At 54.5% G+C, this 17,458-nt stretch carries 14 protein-coding genes; all 14 read right to left on the reverse strand.

Annotated elements, in window-relative coordinates; translation table 11 throughout:
* Positions 1-3 precede the first annotated feature (3 nt).
* The 14 genes from ACMWKK_RS01580 to ACMWKK_RS01645 all read right to left on the reverse strand — a co-directional run bounded on the left by ACMWKK_RS01580 (position 4) and on the right by ACMWKK_RS01645 (position 17,456).
* The gene (locus ACMWKK_RS01580; protein WP_112779725.1) at positions 4-1,890 is read right to left on the reverse strand and encodes a polysaccharide biosynthesis protein; all 1,887 of its coding nucleotides are present in this window, start codon (positions 1,888-1,890) and stop codon (positions 4-6) included.
* 38 nt (positions 1,891-1,928) lie between these two features.
* The gene (locus ACMWKK_RS01585) at positions 1,929-2,489 is read right to left on the reverse strand and encodes a sugar O-acyltransferase (protein ID WP_112779726.1); all 561 of its coding nucleotides are present in this window, start codon (positions 2,487-2,489) and stop codon (positions 1,929-1,931) included.
* A complete protein-coding gene (locus ACMWKK_RS01590; RefSeq protein WP_112779727.1) occupies positions 2,482-3,525 on the reverse strand; it encodes an MraY family glycosyltransferase in 1,044 nt (347 codons plus the stop codon). The genes ACMWKK_RS01585 and ACMWKK_RS01590 overlap by 8 nt, the downstream gene beginning before the upstream one ends.
* Positions 3,525-4,475 (reverse strand): NAD-dependent epimerase/dehydratase family protein, encoded by a 951-nt coding sequence (locus ACMWKK_RS01595; RefSeq protein ID WP_112779728.1) that lies wholly within the window; start codon positions 4,473-4,475, stop codon positions 3,525-3,527. The genes ACMWKK_RS01590 and ACMWKK_RS01595 overlap by 1 nt, the downstream gene beginning before the upstream one ends.
* A 377-nt stretch (positions 4,476-4,852) precedes the next feature.
* Entirely contained in the window at positions 4,853-5,749 is an 897-nt protein-coding gene (galF, locus tag ACMWKK_RS01600; protein WP_032641615.1) for a GalU regulator GalF, read from the reverse strand.
* Positions 5,750-5,925: 176 nt separating this feature from the next.
* Positions 5,926-7,317 (reverse strand): colanic acid biosynthesis protein WcaM, encoded by a 1,392-nt coding sequence (gene wcaM, locus ACMWKK_RS01605; RefSeq protein ID WP_045328106.1) that lies wholly within the window; start codon positions 7,315-7,317, stop codon positions 5,926-5,928.
* A 12-nt stretch (positions 7,318-7,329) separates the two neighbouring features.
* Positions 7,330-8,550, reverse strand: a complete 1,221-nt coding sequence (wcaL, locus tag ACMWKK_RS01610) for a colanic acid biosynthesis glycosyltransferase WcaL (protein ID WP_045328105.1) — start codon at positions 8,548-8,550, stop codon at positions 7,330-7,332.
* Positions 8,547-9,827: a colanic acid biosynthesis pyruvyl transferase WcaK gene (wcaK, locus tag ACMWKK_RS01615; RefSeq protein ID WP_045328104.1), complete on the reverse strand. Its 1,281-nt coding sequence runs from the start codon at positions 9,825-9,827 to the stop codon at positions 8,547-8,549. The genes wcaL and wcaK overlap by 4 nt, the downstream gene beginning before the upstream one ends.
* Positions 9,828-9,844: 17 nt before the next feature.
* Positions 9,845-11,323, reverse strand: coding sequence for a colanic acid undecaprenyl disphosphate flippase WzxC (gene wzxC, locus ACMWKK_RS01620; RefSeq protein ID WP_406542737.1), 1,479 nt, complete (start codon positions 11,321-11,323; stop codon positions 9,845-9,847).
* A gap of 1 nt (position 11,324) precedes the next feature.
* On the reverse strand, positions 11,325-12,719 hold the full coding sequence (gene wcaJ / locus ACMWKK_RS01625) for an undecaprenyl-phosphate glucose phosphotransferase (RefSeq protein WP_045328102.1): 1,395 nt from the start codon (positions 12,717-12,719) through the stop codon (positions 11,325-11,327).
* 114 nt (positions 12,720-12,833) lie between these two features.
* Positions 12,834-14,204: a colanic acid biosynthesis phosphomannomutase CpsG gene (gene cpsG, locus ACMWKK_RS01630; RefSeq protein WP_112779729.1), complete on the reverse strand. Its 1,371-nt coding sequence runs from the start codon at positions 14,202-14,204 to the stop codon at positions 12,834-12,836.
* A gap of 112 nt (positions 14,205-14,316) precedes the next feature.
* A complete protein-coding gene (gene cpsB / locus ACMWKK_RS01635; RefSeq protein ID WP_045328100.1) occupies positions 14,317-15,753 on the reverse strand; it encodes a mannose-1-phosphate guanyltransferase in 1,437 nt (478 codons plus the stop codon).
* Positions 15,754-15,756: 3 nt separating this feature from the next.
* A complete protein-coding gene (gene wcaI / locus ACMWKK_RS01640) occupies positions 15,757-16,980 on the reverse strand; it encodes a colanic acid biosynthesis fucosyltransferase WcaI (protein ID WP_045328099.1) in 1,224 nt (407 codons plus the stop codon).
* On the reverse strand, positions 16,977-17,456 hold the full coding sequence (locus ACMWKK_RS01645; RefSeq protein ID WP_045328098.1) for a GDP-mannose mannosyl hydrolase: 480 nt from the start codon (positions 17,454-17,456) through the stop codon (positions 16,977-16,979). The genes wcaI and ACMWKK_RS01645 overlap by 4 nt, the downstream gene beginning before the upstream one ends.
* Positions 17,457-17,458: the final 2 nt, after the last annotated feature.

Consider the following 17,458-nt stretch of genomic DNA (forward strand, 5'->3'; position numbering starts at 1 on the left):
ATTTTAACTTACCTTTTCATTCCAGAGTAAGTCACAGATACCATCGGTTGGATTGAACGCTGCAGGGGCCTGTAACAGGATTTCACGCACGCGTTCGTAGTCGAAATCGCAGCAGGCTTTGTCGAGGTCGTGGAGAATAATGCTCATCTCACTCCACGGCAACATCACTTCGTTAGCAGTCCTGATACGCGGGTGCTGTGTCGTAGAAACATTGTCGCCGATAAGTAACTCTTCATATAGTTTCTCACCGGGGCGCAGACCCGTCGTTTTTATAGCGATATCACCATAAGGATTTTTATCGTCTCGAACGGTGAGGCCTTGCAGTGTAATCATGCGGTGCGCAAGATCGATGATCTTGACGGGTTCCCCCATATCCAATACAAAAACATCGCCTCCCGTACCCATGGCTCCCGCCTGTATTACCAACTGTGCCGCTTCAGGGATCGTCATAAAGTAGCGCGTAATATTCTCATGGGTCAGCGTCACGGGACCACCCGCTGCGATCTGTTTTTCAAACAACGGTACTACAGAACCTGACGAACCTAAAACGTTACCAAAGCGAACCATGCTGAAACAGGTTTTACTGGTTTCTTTAGCCAGCGCCTGCAGCACGAGTTCTGCCATACGTTTAGTTGCCCCCATTGTATTCGTAGGACGAACTGCTTTATCGGTCGAAATTAAAACAAAGCTTTCTACACCGCAATTCGCTGCCGCCTGAGCGCAGCTCAGCGTACCAAAAATATTATTTCTGACGCCATCGAGAACATTAAACTCAACAAGTGGAACATGTTTGTACGCTGCCGCGTGATAAATTGTATCGACGTTGAATGCTTTGATTAATCTTTCGAGATGCTCTCTATCCTGCACGTTGCCAAGTATTGGATAAATTTTAACCTTAAAATCCTGACTTAAATTCAGATTACGCAGTTCTGAATCGATTGAGTACAGTGAGAACTCAGACAGTTCGAACAGAATGAGTTGGTTCGGCTTATTTTTAATTATCTGTCGGCATAACTCAGACCCAATAGACCCTCCTGCGCCGGTAACCATAACCGTTTTCCCATTAATGTTACGGGATATAAGTTCCGGAATGGGTGAAACAGGGTCGCGGCCCAACAGATCGGTAATTACGACTTTACGCAACGCATCAATACGCGCTTTACCCTCTACCAGATCGACCATTCCCGGAATGGAGAGCACCTCGCAAGGTAAACCTTCCAGAGTTTTGATGACTTCGTTTTTTCTGGCTCGACTAGCGCTTGGCATGGCTAGCAAAATTTTCTTCGCTTCGTATTTCTCAACCAACCATGGCAGTTTTTCAGGCGCGAAAACGCTGACGCCGTGAATAACCTGGCCTTGCAGAGCGCGGTTATCATCGACGAAAGCAACAGGATAATATTCGTCCATCTGGCTCAGCGCAGGCAGTAATTGACGGCCCGATGCTCCAGCACCATAAATTACCACCCGAGTGCCCAGGTTTAGCCCACGATTTACCAACATTCTCATCCCAAGTCGAGATCCTGCAATGAGCAGTAATCCGAAGGAGAAGTAAATGAATGGAATCGTTCTTGGCAAATAGAGATTGGTATAAAACGCTGCAATAATAAGCAAAATGGATGATATAACCATCCCCAATGTGACAACCAATAATATTTTTGCAGTTATATAGCGAATAACGGCTCGATAAAGCCCCAGCTTTACAAATATTGCCAGAGTGACGATAATTATAGAAAATATAAATAACCAATGCTCTGTGCTATATATTGGAGTCATTGAATCAATACGCACCCAAAATGCAAACCAAAATGCGCATAAGAGAAGTACAACATCTATCGAAAGCGTAATAATACGTTTAATCGGTCTGGGTAAAGATATTAAATAATTTAGCATACTTAAAACTGGTCGCCTCGTTAAAGCTTGCATTCAGTTTATAAAACAGTACCAGCAGGACATACTGAGTAATCGTCTACTTTTGCATTGTACCCACCCACTGTACCCGCCTGCAGAAACGCTGACTTACCAATGACAGCACCTCCAGCAAGATGAACACCAACCCCTAAGTGGGCAAAGTCGTCCAGAATAGAATCATGATCAACCGTCGAATGGCTATTTACAATTGTCCCCGCACCCAATTTCGCATTGGCACCAACCACCGCCCCTGCTAATACGACAGCGCCATGTGCAATCGTTGCGGATGGACTGACAAAGGCGAAGGGATGTATAAGCGTTACGGGGGAAATACCTAAGCTAATAAGCTGCCGAAAGAGTTGTTCTCTGACTTTATTATTCCCAATGCCGATAGCTATGTGATTGACATTTTTTATGTGTGATTTCAGTTCAGAAATTTTACCGATGATGAGTTTATTCGTATCAACGATTGGAGATGTATTATCGTCAAGGAAAACGATATCCTCATACCCCAGAAGTCCCGCCATCTCGTACAGGGTTCGTCCATGTCCACCTGCACCTAAAATCATTAGGTCATGCATTGACGTTGCTCTCTTTGTCTTTTACGCCTGCACCACATTTGAGTGCTACTGCGAAAAGCGGGAGCCAGGCGATAATCAACCCAACAACACCATCAATTTTGGCTGAGGCGATAAGGAAGGCGATTGGGAAAAGCCACAGCAAGTTGACGGCGATCGCCATTATTGTCACCGGAACATGATTGCCATATTTTCTAGCGAGGATTTGATAGGCATGGCTGGCATGTGCTTCATAGACCTTTTTACCCGCCACGAGCCTTCTCAGCAATGTTGTCGTGGCATCAACGATAAACACCCCGAGCAGACATAATTCCGCGATAAAGAAATGCGTATCTACTTTCGCAATATGGAGGATTATCAGCCCGATGGTTATCCCCAGGAAACCACTCCCGGCATCGCCCATGAAGATTTTCGCTACCGGGAAATTCCATACAATAAAGCCAGCCGCAGCACCAATAAGGGCCAGAGTAAGCGGATAAATGCTTCCAGGCACGTCTGTGTACTGGTTTACAACAAGCAACATTGCACTACATACGGCAAAGGTGATTGCTTCTGCGCTGGCTAAGCCATTAATCCCGTCCATGAAATTATATAAGTTCAGCATCCAGACCAGATACACACAGCCCAGAATCATACCAATCCAGGATAAGGATAGATCGTAACCAAAAAGCGTAATTACAGGGAAGGAACCTAAGTAATAGATACCAATTGCCGCTGCCAGGAAATGCATCAACAATCGCCAGCGGGCCGCAATATGACCATGATCGTCAAGGAAACCGATGATGGCAACAATTATACCTGGAATAAATAACCCCAGGAAGCTGTCCAACGTTAGCGTGTGGTTAAAATAAAGGCCTACTAAAGCAACCAGGAGCGTCAGGACGATCGCTACGCCACCACCTCGAGGGGTCGGCACAGAATGCGAACTTCGCTGGTTTGGGCGATCGATAACATTATGCTTGATGGCATAACCTCGCAGTCCCCAGGTCAGCGCGCATGAGATCAAAAAAGCGAATATCACAATCCCAAAATTCATCATTATCTATTACCTTCGATATAATACTTCGCCGTTTTTCTCATCGTTTCATAAAGCGTTATAGGGGGCGTCCAATTTAAATGCTCCCGTGATTTGGTGGCATCAACTTCCAGATCGCCAAATAACTGATCGTAAATCCCGCCTTTACCTACAGCGGAAAGTAATATTTTGAGGATCACTTTTGGGAAAAAGATAACTTTCGCTTTAATGTTCATGCCTGAAGCAAAGGCATTAATCATATCCTCAGTAGAAGGTCGTTCTGCATCTGCGAGTAGATAGAGCTGATTTTTGGATTTTTCATTAATTAAGCACTCGCTGATAAAACTGACGACATTATCCAGCGACACAAGCGCTCGCTTATTCTTCACGTTTTTAAATGGTAACGGCAGGTTTTTCGACACTAGTTTCAAAAGACGCTGTATATTACCGGGAGCATTTTCGCCACAAATTAATGCAGGACGAACAATCGTGATCGCCATATTGCTGCCGGAGAAGTTTTTAAGCAGGCTTTGCTCGGCTTCAAGCTTAGAAATGGCATAATCAGAAGTTGGCTGGGGTTTTGACGCTTCAGAAAAAGGGATTCCCGAGGTAGCATTTCCGTTGACGCCGATCGAGCTGACGAAAATAAAATGCTTTACCCCGCAGGTCGCGGCATCCGCCGCTAATTTCATGGTCGCATCGTGATTAACCCTACGAAATTCCGCCAAAGCATCCTGTGCATCATCATTGAGGATATGCGCCCTTCCCGCTGTATGAATGATAGCCTCGCATCCCTCAAGGAGGTTAACCCAGTTGGTATCGGCGGAGATATCACCCATGTTGTAAATTCCCTGTTCAGGATTCTCCTGTTTGCGCGTTGTTAATATCACCTCATGTCCTGATGATTTCAACGTCCGGACTAAAGCAGTACCTAGAAACCCGGTTCCACCCGTCACCAATACTTTCATTGCCATCCCCTATCTGCTCAATCTGATTTTTTTGCCCGCGAGATGTGCAGAATCGCGAGCAACTGTATAGGCCAGAACTGTTCGTTGAATATTCAATTGCGAATGGAGGGCACGCTACCGCCCCAGGCTTAACAGCTACCAGTGCACTGATTGAATTTGCAGAAAAGCATTTTCTGGTCTGGATACAGACAAAAAACTGGCGTTAATTGTCGTCCTAAATGACCACAGAAACAAGCACAAATCGTTACAAATCTGTCGCGATTTGAATCAGATAACTCTATGTTATCATTATGAATAATAACAAAAAACGGCAGTCATCATTTTGGTTATGTTTTCACATACCTGATGATGGCTACCGCTTATACAAATCGTCTAAGAAAATATCAGTCGTTTGCCAGCAACTTCTCAATACGGGTTCTGAACTTCGCCCCTTCCTTCAGGTTACGCAGACCATAGTTCACAAACGCCTGCATATACCCCATTTTCTTACCGCAGTCGTAGCTGTCGCCGGTCATCAGCATCGCGTCAACAGACTGTTTTTTCGCCAGTTCGGCAATCGCGTCGGTCAGCTGAATACGGTCCCAGGCGCCTGGTTCGGTTTTTTCCAGTTCCGCCCAGATATCTGCGTTCAGGACATAGCGGCCCACCGCCATCAGGTCTGAGTCCAGCGTCTGCGGCTGATCCGGTTTTTCGATGAACTCAACGATGCGGCTCACCTGCCCTTCCGTCTCCAGCGCTTCTTTCGTCTGAATCACGGAGTACTCGGAGAGATCGCCCTTCATGCGTTTCGCCAGCACCTGGCTGCGACCCGTTTCGTTGAAGCGCGCCACCATGGCCGCCAGGTTGTAACGCAGCGGATCGGCAGACGCGGTATCAATGATGATATCCGGCAGCACAACGATGAACGGGTTATCACCGACAACAGGGCGAGCACACAGGATAGAGTGTCCCAGACCCAGCGGCTGCGCCTGACGCACGTTCATGATGGTAACGCCCGGCGGACAGATGGACTGCACTTCTGCCAGCAGCTGGCGTTTGACGCGCTGCTCAAGCAACGCTTCGAGTTCGTAAGAGGTGTCGAAGTGGTTCTCAACCGCATTCTTGGACGAATGGGTAACCAGGACGATTTCTTTGATCCCTGCAGCAACAATCTCGTCGACAATGTATTGAATCATTGGCTTGTCGACGATCGGCAGCATCTCTTTAGGAATGGCTTTTGTGGCTGGCAGCATATGCATGCCCAGGCCTGCTACCGGAATGACTGCTTTCAAATTAATCATTATTTCTTCCACCTTAAAATGGTTGACGAATTATAGCTCTTAAACCTGTTTTCGCCAGCATGATTTGCCGTAATTCATGGGTAATGTTACGCCCTGGCACTACAAATTTCCGTAGTTGTAATCTGATTAGATCACGTTTTTATGCCAGGAATAGTCTCAAAATTGACGACTGGCGATTATCTGTGCGGAAGCGCAAAGTTCAGCCGTTCCGTATTCACCACCTGCTGGTCGACCCGGTCAATATCCACCGAGCTTTGCCCCTTCTCATTCACCGCCTTTATGTTCGCCAGCGACAGCAGCGTCTCGTCTTTCGCCATAAATTTACCCCGCACATCTTTGCGCAGGTCGAAATTTATCTTCAGCGCCGGACCCACAGCGGCTTCCTGCATCACATTGATATTCCGTAAAAAAAGATGCTGAGGCTTGTTGTGCAGTTCCAGCGTTGCACGCTGCATTTGCACGTTGGTTATTGCGACAAAGGAGGTGGCGTTGCCGGATGAAATCTGTATCCCGCGCAATTTATACGCAAGCTGTCGATTATCGAGGTGAATATTATTGAGCTTAAAGTTTTGCGGAATGGATAAATAATCGCCTTTTATCACCCCGTAGCCGATTAACATTCCCGCACTGTTGACCATGTCGACATTATCAATAATGAAATTATCACAGCCATAAATGGCCACCGTGGCATTGTCTATTCCCGCCTTTTTACTGAAGTCAGGGGTAATATTTTTGGCCTTTATATTACGGATAACAAAATGCTTACCGTTTTCGACGTGCACCAGCTGGCGACAGTTGCTGCCGGTGATATTGGCCACGACGAAGTTCTTCACGGTTTGCTTTTCCGGGTAGTCGTTATCATAGGTGCTGCCGGCGAGGCCAATGCCGATGCCCCAGTTGATCTTGCCGTTGGTGCAGTTGATGTTGTCGATGACATGATCGGAGATCAGGATATTACGATCGTTAATGGCCACGTTCCACTCAATCGCATCGCCCTGCAGATGGCTAAATTTGCTGTTGATGATGCGGGCGCCGTCCACCTGGTTGTGGAACCCCTGGCGCAGGATGGCGTAGTTGGCCTGACTCACGCTGATGTTATCAATCAGCAAATTACGCATCACGCTGGCATTCTTGCCGCCAATGTAAATCTGCGCCACCGGGCCAAAACCGCTCATCGCCAGCCCTTTAATGACGCAGTCAGAGCCGCGAACGTCAAGCGTAATGTTCTCCGTGCGCCCGGCTCCCTCGCCGATCACCCTGCTCCCTTCCTGCAGAACAAAGCGGCCGCGTCCGTTGCCGGTTAACGCCCCGCGGATCAGCAGCGTTTTTCCGTCGGGAATGAAAATGCCCGTGTTGATGTTTTCACAGGTCAGCCCGGCAGGGACAACGACCGTGTCACCGTCATTAAACGCCTGCTTAAACGCGGCAATCCAGTCGTTGTTATTGTACTGATTAACAGAGACCGTTCTTCCGGCTGCCGCACGCGCAATGCGTGACGACAGCAGCGGCGTGGCAGCCAGAACGGACAGAGAAGAGACAAAGGTGCGTCGGGTAATCTTTTTCAGCATACATCCTCGGCGTTACAGCGTTTGCAGCAGGCTCGCGAGCTGGCGATTGATCACCTGCTGGTTAAAATCGGTTTCCACTTTTTGGCGGGCATTGTGCAGCACGGGCTCCAGCGCCTGCTGGTCGATGTCGCTGAAGGCCGCTAAGCGGTCGGCAAGGGCCATCGCGTTATTCTCCGGCACCAGCCAGCCGGAATGATCGGATTTGATCAGCTCCGGGATCCCGCTGTGCAGGGTCGACACCACCGGAATACCGACGGCCATCGCCTCCATCAGCGCCACCGGGATGCCTTCCATATCGCCATCGGCGCCCGTCACGGAAGGCAGCAGAAACACGTCCGCCTCATCGAGCAGGGTTTTAACCTCATGGCTCGGCTTAAAGCCCGGCATCTCTACGACATCTTCCAGCTGATACTGTTCGATGAGCGTCCGCAGACGGCGCTCCCACGGCCCAATGCCGAGAATGCGGTAGTGGAAATCCACCCCGCGCGCTTTCAGCTGGCGGCAGGCTTCAATGGCCACGTGCAGGCCTTTCTTCTCGGTCAGACGCGCAACGGAGATGATCTGCAGCGGTTTGCCCGGCACCTTCACCGGGCGGCGGGTAAAGCGCGTTAAGTCCACGCCCATGCGCGAAACGGCAATTTTATCTCCCGGGCAGCCCATGTTTTTCAGGCGTCCCGCCCACAGATCGCTGATGGGCAGCATCATGTCGCCGCGCCTGAAAAGCTGCTGATACTCCGGCGTATAGTGGTTCAGCACCTCGCGGCTGGAGATGTCGATACCGTGGAAAATGGTTGCTATTTTGCCGTCAATCACGCCCAGTTCCCGCAGCTTCGCGGCGGTGACGCCCGCCGGGCCAAAGTGGGCGATAAACACGTCGGCGCGATACGGCCGCGCAGTTTGGCCGCAGATGGCCGAGAGGATCAGATTGCGGGATTCGGACCCATAACGGGAAACATTCAGCGCCCGCCAGGTTGACGCGCGGTGGATCCCGCGTAAGGTCTGGCTGGCCCGGTGGCGCAGCTTGCTCAGCTTCCCGGACGGCTCATCCTGCAGCCAGCGGGTTTTCGCCGCCAGCCCGTACTGGGTATACGCCGCATGGGTGTTTTGGGTATCGCCCTTTTGCAGGGCGATAATCTCCACGTCATATCCCATGTCGATAAACGCGGTGATTTGGTTCAGAACAAAGGTCTCAGACGACAGCGGAAATTTCAGCAAGAAGAAACCAACCTTCATTTCCCCTCCCGCACGCGGTCGAGGACCGATTTCACCATCCCAATGCCCTTCTCGCGCTCGGCCTTCACCGCCACGGACAGCCGTTCATTGATAGCGGGCAGTTGACCAAGCGTGTCGCCCACCATCGCACCCAGCGAACCGTCCAGCAGATGACGGATATCCACGGCCATTTCCGGCATGCCGAGCTGCTGCATGATCCCGGCGGACTTGTGTTCGTAGTTAATGGCAATCGCCGGGGTACCGAAGTTCATCGAGATAATCGCCGAGTGCAGGCGCGTGCCGACGGTCAGGTCGCAGGCGGAGAGCAGCTTGCCCATCTCCAGGTCGTTCAGCTCGTCCATCACCACGTGATAGCGGGACGGATCGTTGACCAGGTTGCGCAGGTTCAGCGCCACCATGCGGTCATCTTTGTTGTAGCTGTCAATACCGGTGCAGGTGGACAGCGCCAGCACCTGGTACCCGCTGTCCAGTACGCGGTTAACCACGTCGGCAAAGGCTTTCTCGTACGCCGCCTGCGTGGTGCCTAAGCGTTTATCGAAGGGCGCCAGTTCGCGCAGCGTGATAGCGACGGTTTTCTGTTTCGCCGCCACGTCCAGCCAGTGCTGCACCGCGTAGCTTGCCTGGAAGCTGTCGTCCTGGTGATCCACCAGCCAGGCGGTGTCCACGCCGTGCTCAACTTTGGTGGTGTCAATTTCGCTGCGCTTCATCATCTCAAGGCTGACCGACTCGCGCAGGATCAGCGCGTCGCAGTGGCCGAAGACGTAGTTCGCCAGCTGGTTAAACTGCGGATCCTGGAAAGGCCCCACGCTGTGGCCAATCATAAACAGCGGCTTTTTCGCCATGAACGTACACAGCGCATGCTCAAACTGCGGCACGCCGTAGAGATCGACGAAGAACGAACCGCCCACCTGAATAATCGCGTCATAGCCGGACAGCAGACGAACAAAATCGGTAAAGCCCTGGGCGATGGCGATGTTGCGCAGCTTGCCGGTATCGGTCACGCGGGAAAGCAGCACCTGGTGCTGGTAGCGACGACGCAGCACCTTCTTCACGCGCCCCATCACGCCCGCGGCGTTGTTATGCTGTTTCATCTGGCTGTAGAGCGGGTCGCCCATCACCGGGCGGTTCAGTAACCAGGATGAGCTGACCGGATAACGGCTCATCACGTCCACTTCGGTCTCAGGCTTAAGGGTGTTAATCGCATCCAGTAAACCGCGCAGGATGGCGCTGTCGCCACGGTTGCCGCAGGTATGGTTGCCAAGAATTAATAATTTCATAATGGCCTCTTAAATAACTAGCCTGCGCGAAGCAGCGTTTTCATTTTTTCGTTAGGGCAAAACTGGCGCTTCATCTCTACCACCAGCGCATTGCGCGACAGCACAATCATCACGCCAAACGCCAGCGCCCCTGCGGCCACCTGCACCGCCAGCAGCGCGGCCAGCGGCAGGTGACCGCTGAGGATGATGCCCAGACCGTAGCTCACCGCCAGGGTCGGCAATGAGAGGTAGAACGGCAGCCACAGGCTCAAAATGTACTGACGGTAGCTGGAGCCCAGCACCGGCTTGATCATGATGAAGTAGCTCAGAACGGTATTGACTACCTGCACCAGCAGGAAGCCGAGCGTGACGCCAATAGCGCCCGCCATATGCCCGCCGACGATAATCGCCGGAATAAACAGGAAGGTTTTGAACACGTTGAACTTAAAGCTGATGTCCACCCGCGCCTTCGCCATCAGCAGAGAACCAATCGGGTTCCCCACGGAGCGCAGCAGTCCTACCACGCAGAGCAGCTGCAGAATTGGGATGATGCCGTTCCACTTCTCGCCAAACACCAGCGGCACGAAATTGCTTGAAACCACCATCAGCCCCAGCAGCACCGGGAAGTTGATAATCCCCACTACGGAAAGCAGCTTGTAGAAGTTGACGCGCAGCTTCTCGGTGTCGTCCTGAATCTTGGCAAACGCCGGGAACAGCACGCGGGTGATGATCGGGTTGAGCTTCATCGGCGGCACCACCGCGACGTTGTAGGCCAGGTTGTAGCCCCCCGCCACGCTCGCGCCGAGAATACGCGCCAGCACCAGCGTCGACAGGTTGGTATTCACATAGTTGATGATGCTGTCCGCCGTCAGCCACGCGCCAAAGCGCAGGTTGGACGAGACGGACGCCAGAGAGAAGTGCAGCCCGGGGCGGTAAATCTTGCGGCCGAAATAGCCAAACAGCAGGGTACGCACGGCAGAGTTGACCAGGTAACCGAGGATGGCGGTCATCGCCAGCGGCCAGAAATGGGCGCTCACCACGGTGAAGGTAAAGCCCGCCAGCACGGCGCTGGTCTCGATCATGCCGATCTTGTTGAACTCCAGCTCTTTCTGCATCAGCGCGCGGAACTGCTGCCCGTGCGGGATCACCACGAACGCAAACGACAGCGTGCGCATCAGCGGAGCGAGATCCGGGTTGTGCAGCACGCTGGCAATGGTGTCGCTCAACAGGAACACCAGCACAAAGACGAAAATTCCCAGGCCCACGTTCAGCCAGTAGAGCGTGGTCAGCTCCAGATGGCCGATCTCCTTGCGCTGGATAATCGAGTTGGCAATACCAAAGTCAGACAGCGTATCGGCCAGCGCGATAATCACCAGCGAGACGGTCAGCAGGCCGAACTGATGGTTATCGATAATGCGCGCCAGCACGGTCATCTGCACCAGGCCGAGGCCAATGATGACGATGGTCGCCATCGCTGACCACTTGGCGCCGCTGATGGTTTTTTCACGTAAGCTCATCTTAGTACGCCGCTTTGTTCACGAAGCCTTTGAAGATGGTCAGAAAAACAATCTTGATATCGAACCAGAGGCTCCACTCGCGGATGTACTCCAGATCGAACTCGATGCGTTTTTCCATTTTTTCCAGCGTGTCGGTTTCGCCGCGCCAGCCGTTGATCTGCGCCCAGCCGGTAATGCCCGGCTTCACCTTATGGCGCAGCATGTAGCCTTCAATCAGCGCGCGGTACTGCTCGTTATGCGCCACCGCGTGCGGACGCGGGCCCACAATCGACATCCCGCCGGTAAAGACGTTGATAAACTGCGGCAGTTCATCCAGAGAGGTGCGGCGCAGGAAGTTCCCCACGCGGGTCACGCGCGGATCGTTCTGCGTGGCCTGGGTCACCACCTTGTCGTTTTCCATCACCTTCATGGAGCGGAATTTCCACACCATAATCGGCTTACCGTCCATGCCGTAGCGGGTCTGGCGGAAAATAACCGGGCCGGGAGAACTCAGCTTCACCGCCAGCGCGATGCAGCACAGCACCGGGGAGATGAGCAGCAGAATCAGCGATGAGAGCACGATATCTTCCACGCGCTTGAGCACGCGGTTAATGCCCGACAGCGGCGTGTCATATAGCGGTACCACCGGCACGCCGTTCACCTCTTCAATTCGGGAATGCAGGATGTTGAAGGTAAACACGTCCGGGATCAGGATCACCGAGCAGGTGGTGTCCGCCAGCTCGCGCATCAGCTGCTTGATGCGGAATTCGTCGCTCATCTGCATGGCGATATAGACGTTGTGAATTTTACCGGCCTTCGCGTCTTCAATAAGCTGGTCGTAATTGCCCGCCCAGTCCGACGGCACGCCGCCCGGCTTCGCGTCGTGATAAATCCCCACCACTTCAAACCCTAACCACGGTTCGTTGCGGAAGCCGTCGAGCAGCACCTTCCCGACCGGCAGATCGCCTGCCACCGCCACAAAGCGACGGTTATAACCGCGGTTGCGCAGCCAGCCTGCGCCAAAGCGGATCAGGGAGCGGCAGACCACCATGCCGACGCTGGTCAGCAGATACCAGCTGAGGTAGGTCACGAGGCGGTTATCAAAATCATGGCTGAACGCCACCAGGCCGGCGCTGAAAATCAGGCTGAGAGTCCAGTTCTGCAGCAGCAGCATCAGTTCGGTGGTCATTTTGACGCCGCGCCACGAGCGGTAGAAATCGGTCATCCCGCCGATCATCTGAAACACGACCAGCGCAATCAGGGCCATCAGCAGATGCATATATAAGAACGGCAGCCCGCTGATTCGACACACTGCCCACAATCCACCGACCATGATGGTGATATCAGAAAAACGCTGCACCATAGAGATTAACGATGCATTCGTTCTCGCTCGTTCGCGTTTTTTTAGATTCGTCATCGTTGTTCCTTTAGTTCTAAACCTTACCCCTCACCCTAACCCTCTCCCCAAAGGGGAGAGGGAACTTGAACACCCTCTCCCCTTTGGGGAGAGGGCTGGGGTGAGGGGCAATTGTTACTGATTCAACAGCGCCAGAATGTCCTTCGTTCGGGCTTCCATCAGCGCCGCGTCAGCGCGAGACTCCACGTTCAGGCGCACCACCGGCTCGGTGTTCGACGAGCGCAGGTTGAACCGCCACTGCGGGAACGCCATGCTGATGCCGTCCGTACGGTCAATTTCCAGCGCGTGAATCGCAAAATGCTGCTCCACGCGGGCAATGGCCTCGGCCGGCTGCGCCAGCTTGCTGTTGATCTCCCCGCTCGCCGGGAACGCCGCCATGCGGTCCGCTACCTGCTCGCTCAGCGTCTGCCCCTTCAGGCACAGCAGCTCGGTCACCAGCAGCCACGGGATCATCCCGCTGTCGCAGTAGGCAAAATCACGGAAGTAGTGGTGGGCGCTCATCTCGCCGCCGTAAATGGCGTCTTCTTCACGCATACGCTCTTTAATGAACGCGTGGCCGGTTTTGGACATCACCGGCGTGCCGCCTGCGGCAGACACCACGTCGACGGTGTTCCAGGAGAGGCGCGGGTCATGAATGATTTTTGCACCCGGGTTCTTCTCGAGGAACGCTTCCGCCAGCAGGCCGACAATGTAGTAGCCCTCGATGAACTGTCCGTTCTCGTCGAAGAGGAAGCAGCGGTCGAAATCGCCGTCAAAGGCGATGCCCATATCCGCGCCGTGCTCAATCACCGCGTTGCGGGTGTCGTCGCGGCACTCCGGCAGCAGCGGGTTAGGAATACCGTTCGGGAAGTTGCCGTCCGGGGTGTTGTGCACCTTGACGAAGGTCACCGGCACGTTCAGCGCCTTAAAGCGGGCTTCCAGGGCATCGACAACCGGACCGGCCGCGCCGTTACCGGAGTTAATGACCAGCTTCAGCGGCTTGAGGTTCGCCACGTTGATGTAGCCGAGCAGGTGGTCAATGTACTCTTTCTGCAGGTTGATTTTTTTGTAGCTACCGCGCTTCGCCTCGTTGACCGGCGGGAAATCGTTGGCTTCCGCCAGGCGCTGCACGTCGCGCAGGCCGGTGTCGCCGCTGATAGGACGCGCGCCCTTGCGCACCAGCTTCATGCCGTTGTAGTCCATCGGGTTGTGGCTGGCGGTCACTTCGATACCGCCGTCCACGCCCAGGTGGAAGGTGGCAAAGTAAATCTCTTCGGTCCCGGAAAGACCGATGTCCAGCACGTCCACGCCCGCGTCCTGCAGCCCTTTTGCCAGCGCCAGCTTGAGGGATTCGCTGGTCAGACGCACGTCGCCGCCCAGCACGATGGTCTGCGGTTTTAAATATTCGCCGTACGCGCGGCCAATGCGCCACGCGATGTCTTCATTCAGCTCTTCGCCCAGCCTGCCGCGAATATCGTAGGCTTTAAAACAGGTTAATTTTTCCATGATGACCCCTTTTTCAGGCAACAGTCGGCCCTGACCACTAAATGGCCAAATTGATTTTTTTTGTCATTCGTAGGCCCGGCAAGCGCAGCGCCACCGGGCATAATGCAGAGTGCTACACCCGCCCGTAGCGGTCCTGGAAGCGCACGATATCGTCCTCTTCCAGATACGAGCCGGAGCGCACCTCAATCAGGTCGAGAGGAATTTTCCCCGGGTTCTCCAGACAGTGCGTGGCCCCCAGCGGAATATAGATAGACTCGTTTTCGCCGAGCAGTTTGACTTCGCCGTCAATGGTGACCTTGGCAGTACCTGCGACCACCACCCAGTGCTCGGCGCGGTGGTGGTGCATCTGCACCGACAGCCCTTCGCCCGGCTTCACGGTGATGCGCTTCACCTGATAGCGCTCGCCCGCGTCGATGGAGTCATATTTCCCCCACGGACGGTACACTTCGCGGTGAATGTGGTGCTCGTGGCGACCGTCCGCCTTGATCTTCTCCACCACTTTTTTAACGTCCTGCACGGCGTTACGGTCGGCAATCAGCACGGCGTCCTTGGTCTGGACCACCACCAGATCCTTCACCCCGACCGTAGTGACCAGGCCGGATTCGGCGTAAACGTAGCTGTTTTCCGTTTTGTGGCTAATGACATCGCCGTGATGGACGTTACCCTCCGGGGTATGGGCGCTGATCTCCCACAGGGAGGACCAGGAGCCCACGTCGCTCCAGCCCGCATCCATCGGCACTACGACGGCGTCTGCCGTGCGCTCCATTACCGCATAGTCAATGGACTCTTCCGGGCAGGCGAGGAACGCCTCTTCATCCACGCGGATGAAGTCGAGATCCGGGTCCACCACCGCCATCGCTTTCTCGCAGGCGTTCAGAATATCCGGGCGGTATTTGCGCAGCTCTTCCAGATAGCGTCCGGCGCGGAACAGGAACATCCCGCTGTTCCAGTAATACTCCCCGCTGGCAACGTACGCCTGGGCGGTTTCCAGATTCGGTTTTTCGACAAACTGCGCCACGTCAAAGGCGACGCTGTCGCCTTCACCCGGCGTCACGCTGCCGCGGCGAATGTAGCCGTAGCCGGTTTCCGGCAGATCCGGCACGATGCCGAAGGTGACCAGCTTGCCGCTCTCGGCGTAAGGAATGGCCGCACGCACCGCGTCGCGGAACGCGTCTTCCTGCTGGATCACGTGGTCTGCTGCGAGCACCAGCATCAGCGGGTCGCAGTCCGGGCTGCTGCGCTTTGCCGCCAGCGCCGCGAGGGCGATCGCAGGCGCGGTATTGCGTCCGGCAGGCTCCAGAATGATGTTTTCGGTAAGTTTATTCAGCTGGCGCAGCTGCTCGGCAACGATAAAGCGGTGCTGTTCGTTACAAATCACCACCGGGCTTTCACACTCCACGCCGTGCAGACGGTTTACCGTCGTCTGCAGCATGGTGAGATCCCCTTTCAGGCAGAGGAACTGTTTTGGATAGAGCACGCGGGACAGCGGCCACAACCGGCTACCAGAGCCACCAGCCATCACAACCGGATACAAAGTGGTTTGACTCATGATTTATCCCCGTATATCTGCAATAAATTGGCTCAGCACGTTCTCTTTCTCGAGCGTGCGTTCGGCATATTCACGTGCCACCGTGTTTACTTTTGGCATGGCAAGCGCTTGCTCAATGCCGGAGACCAGCGCCGGGACCGATTCCGGCTCCACGCACACCGCAATCCCCGGGTAGCTGTCGCACAGCTGGCCTAATTCAGTTTCGGCTTCGGCCGTAATCACCGCGTTACCGCCCACTGCCAGAATGTTGGTCAGCTTGGACGGCAGCACCGCGTCCGCCGCGCCGCGTTTTTGTACCACCAGATGGCAGTCGCCCATCTTCAGCAGCGCAGGCAGTGCCTCGTAAGACTGAAGCGGGAAGAACTTCACGTTGGTCAGGCCGCGTTCGCCGACCCGTTTTTCCAGCCGCGCCTTTCCCCCGCCCTGCCCGACAATCACAAACATCCATGGATGTTCTTTCAGCAGCTGAGCCGCCTCAATCACGTTCTCAAGGCCCTGCTTTTCGCCGATATTGCCTGAGTAAAGAATGATTTTTTGGTCATCAGGCAAACCAAGCTGCGCGCGCAGCGCCTGAGCGTCCTGCTCCGTCACGTCGCGAAAACGCGTCACTTCGGACCAGTTCGGGAAGAAAATCACCTTCTGTGCCGGGACGCCCTTCTCCTGCGCCTTGTTCATCATCGAGCGCGAGATGGTCGAAACGTAATCCACGTTGTGCAGACCGCTGCGCTCAAAGGCGCTGGCGAGCTTCGCCACCTTGCCGCCTTTGCTTTTGCCTGCCATCCCCAGGCCCAGCATGGCGTCAACTTCATAATCCTGAATGTGCAGCAGGGTGCGCGCGCCGGAGAGTTTGCCCAGCAGGCGCATGCCCGGCGTGCAAAACAGCGTCGGCACCACGCCGATGATGCGATCCGGCTTCCAGCGACGCTGCGCCATCAGCGGGAAAAAACTGCTCAGAGCAAAGCTGCCAAGATGCAGCAGCCGCTTCAGCGTCGAGGGCTGCTTAGGCACATACAGCGGGCAGCGCCAGACGGTCGCTGCACCCTCTTCACGACGGTAGCGCCAGCTTGAGTAGCGCTCCCCGACTTTCCATTCCGGGTAGTACGGCGGCGCGGTAATGACCCGCACGTCATGTCCCTGGCTCGCCATCCACTCGACCATCTCGCCGGTGTATTTCCCGATGCCGGTGAGCTCCGGCGAGTAGTTGATTCCGTACACGAGGATCTTCATAGGCCCGGCACCTCAGCCTGACGTTCCACGAGGAAATAGGCACGGCTGTTATCATGCACATTGTCGCTTGCCAGCAGCGCCTCTGGCGTCTGCCAGCGGTAGTCGTCATGCTGGGCATCAGGCAGACGCAGGTCTGCCTGAGTCACCTTCAGGCGGAACCCCAGCACGATGTAGTGCGTGGTGAACCCGGTGCCTGAAAAGTTATCGTCATAGAAGTGCTGCCAGACCCCGTAAAACTGGCCCGCTGCCATCGGCAGCTGCAGGCCCAGCTCCGCCAGAGTGAGACGCTCAAACGCGTCATGTAGCGTCTCATCCTTCTGCACGCGCCCGCCGGGCACGAACCAGAAGCCCCGTGCAGGGCGGTTGGTTCGTTTCCCCAGCAAGAACTCGCCGCGTTCGTTCTCCACGATCAGATCAATCGAGATGAGCGGAGTGGAACGCACCACCGTGGCAAAATCTTCCTGACTTAAAAACATCG

This window comes from Enterobacter sp. 01-M-03-SI-ECC, from assembly GCF_047530215.1.
In the GTDB taxonomy this organism is placed as follows: Bacteria; Pseudomonadota; Gammaproteobacteria; order Enterobacterales; family Enterobacteriaceae; genus Enterobacter; species Enterobacter chengduensis.

Coding starts and splice junctions, on each gene's coding strand:
- wcaK (WP_045328104.1), bottom strand. CDS start 9,827: ATGAAATTATTAATTCTTGGCAACCATACCTGCGGCAACCGTGGCGAC.
- wzxC (WP_406542737.1), bottom strand. CDS start 11,323: ATGAGCTTACGTGAAAAAACCATCAGCGGCGCCAAGTGGTCAGCGATG.
- ACMWKK_RS01595 (WP_112779728.1), bottom strand. CDS start 4,475: ATGGCAATGAAAGTATTGGTGACGGGTGGAACCGGGTTTCTAGGTACT.
- wcaJ (WP_045328102.1), bottom strand. CDS start 12,719: ATGACGAATCTAAAAAAACGCGAACGAGCGAGAACGAATGCATCGTTA.
- cpsB (WP_045328100.1), bottom strand. CDS start 15,753: ATGAGTCAAACCACTTTGTATCCGGTTGTGATGGCTGGTGGCTCTGGT.
- wcaL (WP_045328105.1), bottom strand. CDS start 8,550: ATGAAGGTTGGTTTCTTCTTGCTGAAATTTCCGCTGTCGTCTGAGACC.
- galF (WP_032641615.1), bottom strand. CDS start 5,749: ATGATTAATTTGAAAGCAGTCATTCCGGTAGCAGGCCTGGGCATGCAT.
- wcaM (WP_045328106.1), bottom strand. CDS start 7,317: ATGCTGAAAAAGATTACCCGACGCACCTTTGTCTCTTCTCTGTCCGTT.
- ACMWKK_RS01590 (WP_112779727.1), bottom strand. CDS start 3,525: ATGATGAATTTTGGGATTGTGATATTCGCTTTTTTGATCTCATGCGCG.
- wcaI (WP_045328099.1), bottom strand. CDS start 16,980: ATGAAGATCCTCGTGTACGGAATCAACTACTCGCCGGAGCTCACCGGC.
- ACMWKK_RS01580 (WP_112779725.1), bottom strand. CDS start 1,890: ATGCTAAATTATTTAATATCTTTACCCAGACCGATTAAACGTATTATT.
- ACMWKK_RS01645 (WP_045328098.1), bottom strand. CDS start 17,456: ATGTTTTTAAGTCAGGAAGATTTTGCCACGGTGGTGCGTTCCACTCCG.
- cpsG (WP_112779729.1), bottom strand. CDS start 14,204: ATGGAAAAATTAACCTGTTTTAAAGCCTACGATATTCGCGGCAGGCTG.
- ACMWKK_RS01585 (WP_112779726.1), bottom strand. CDS start 2,489: ATGCATGACCTAATGATTTTAGGTGCAGGTGGACATGGACGAACCCTG.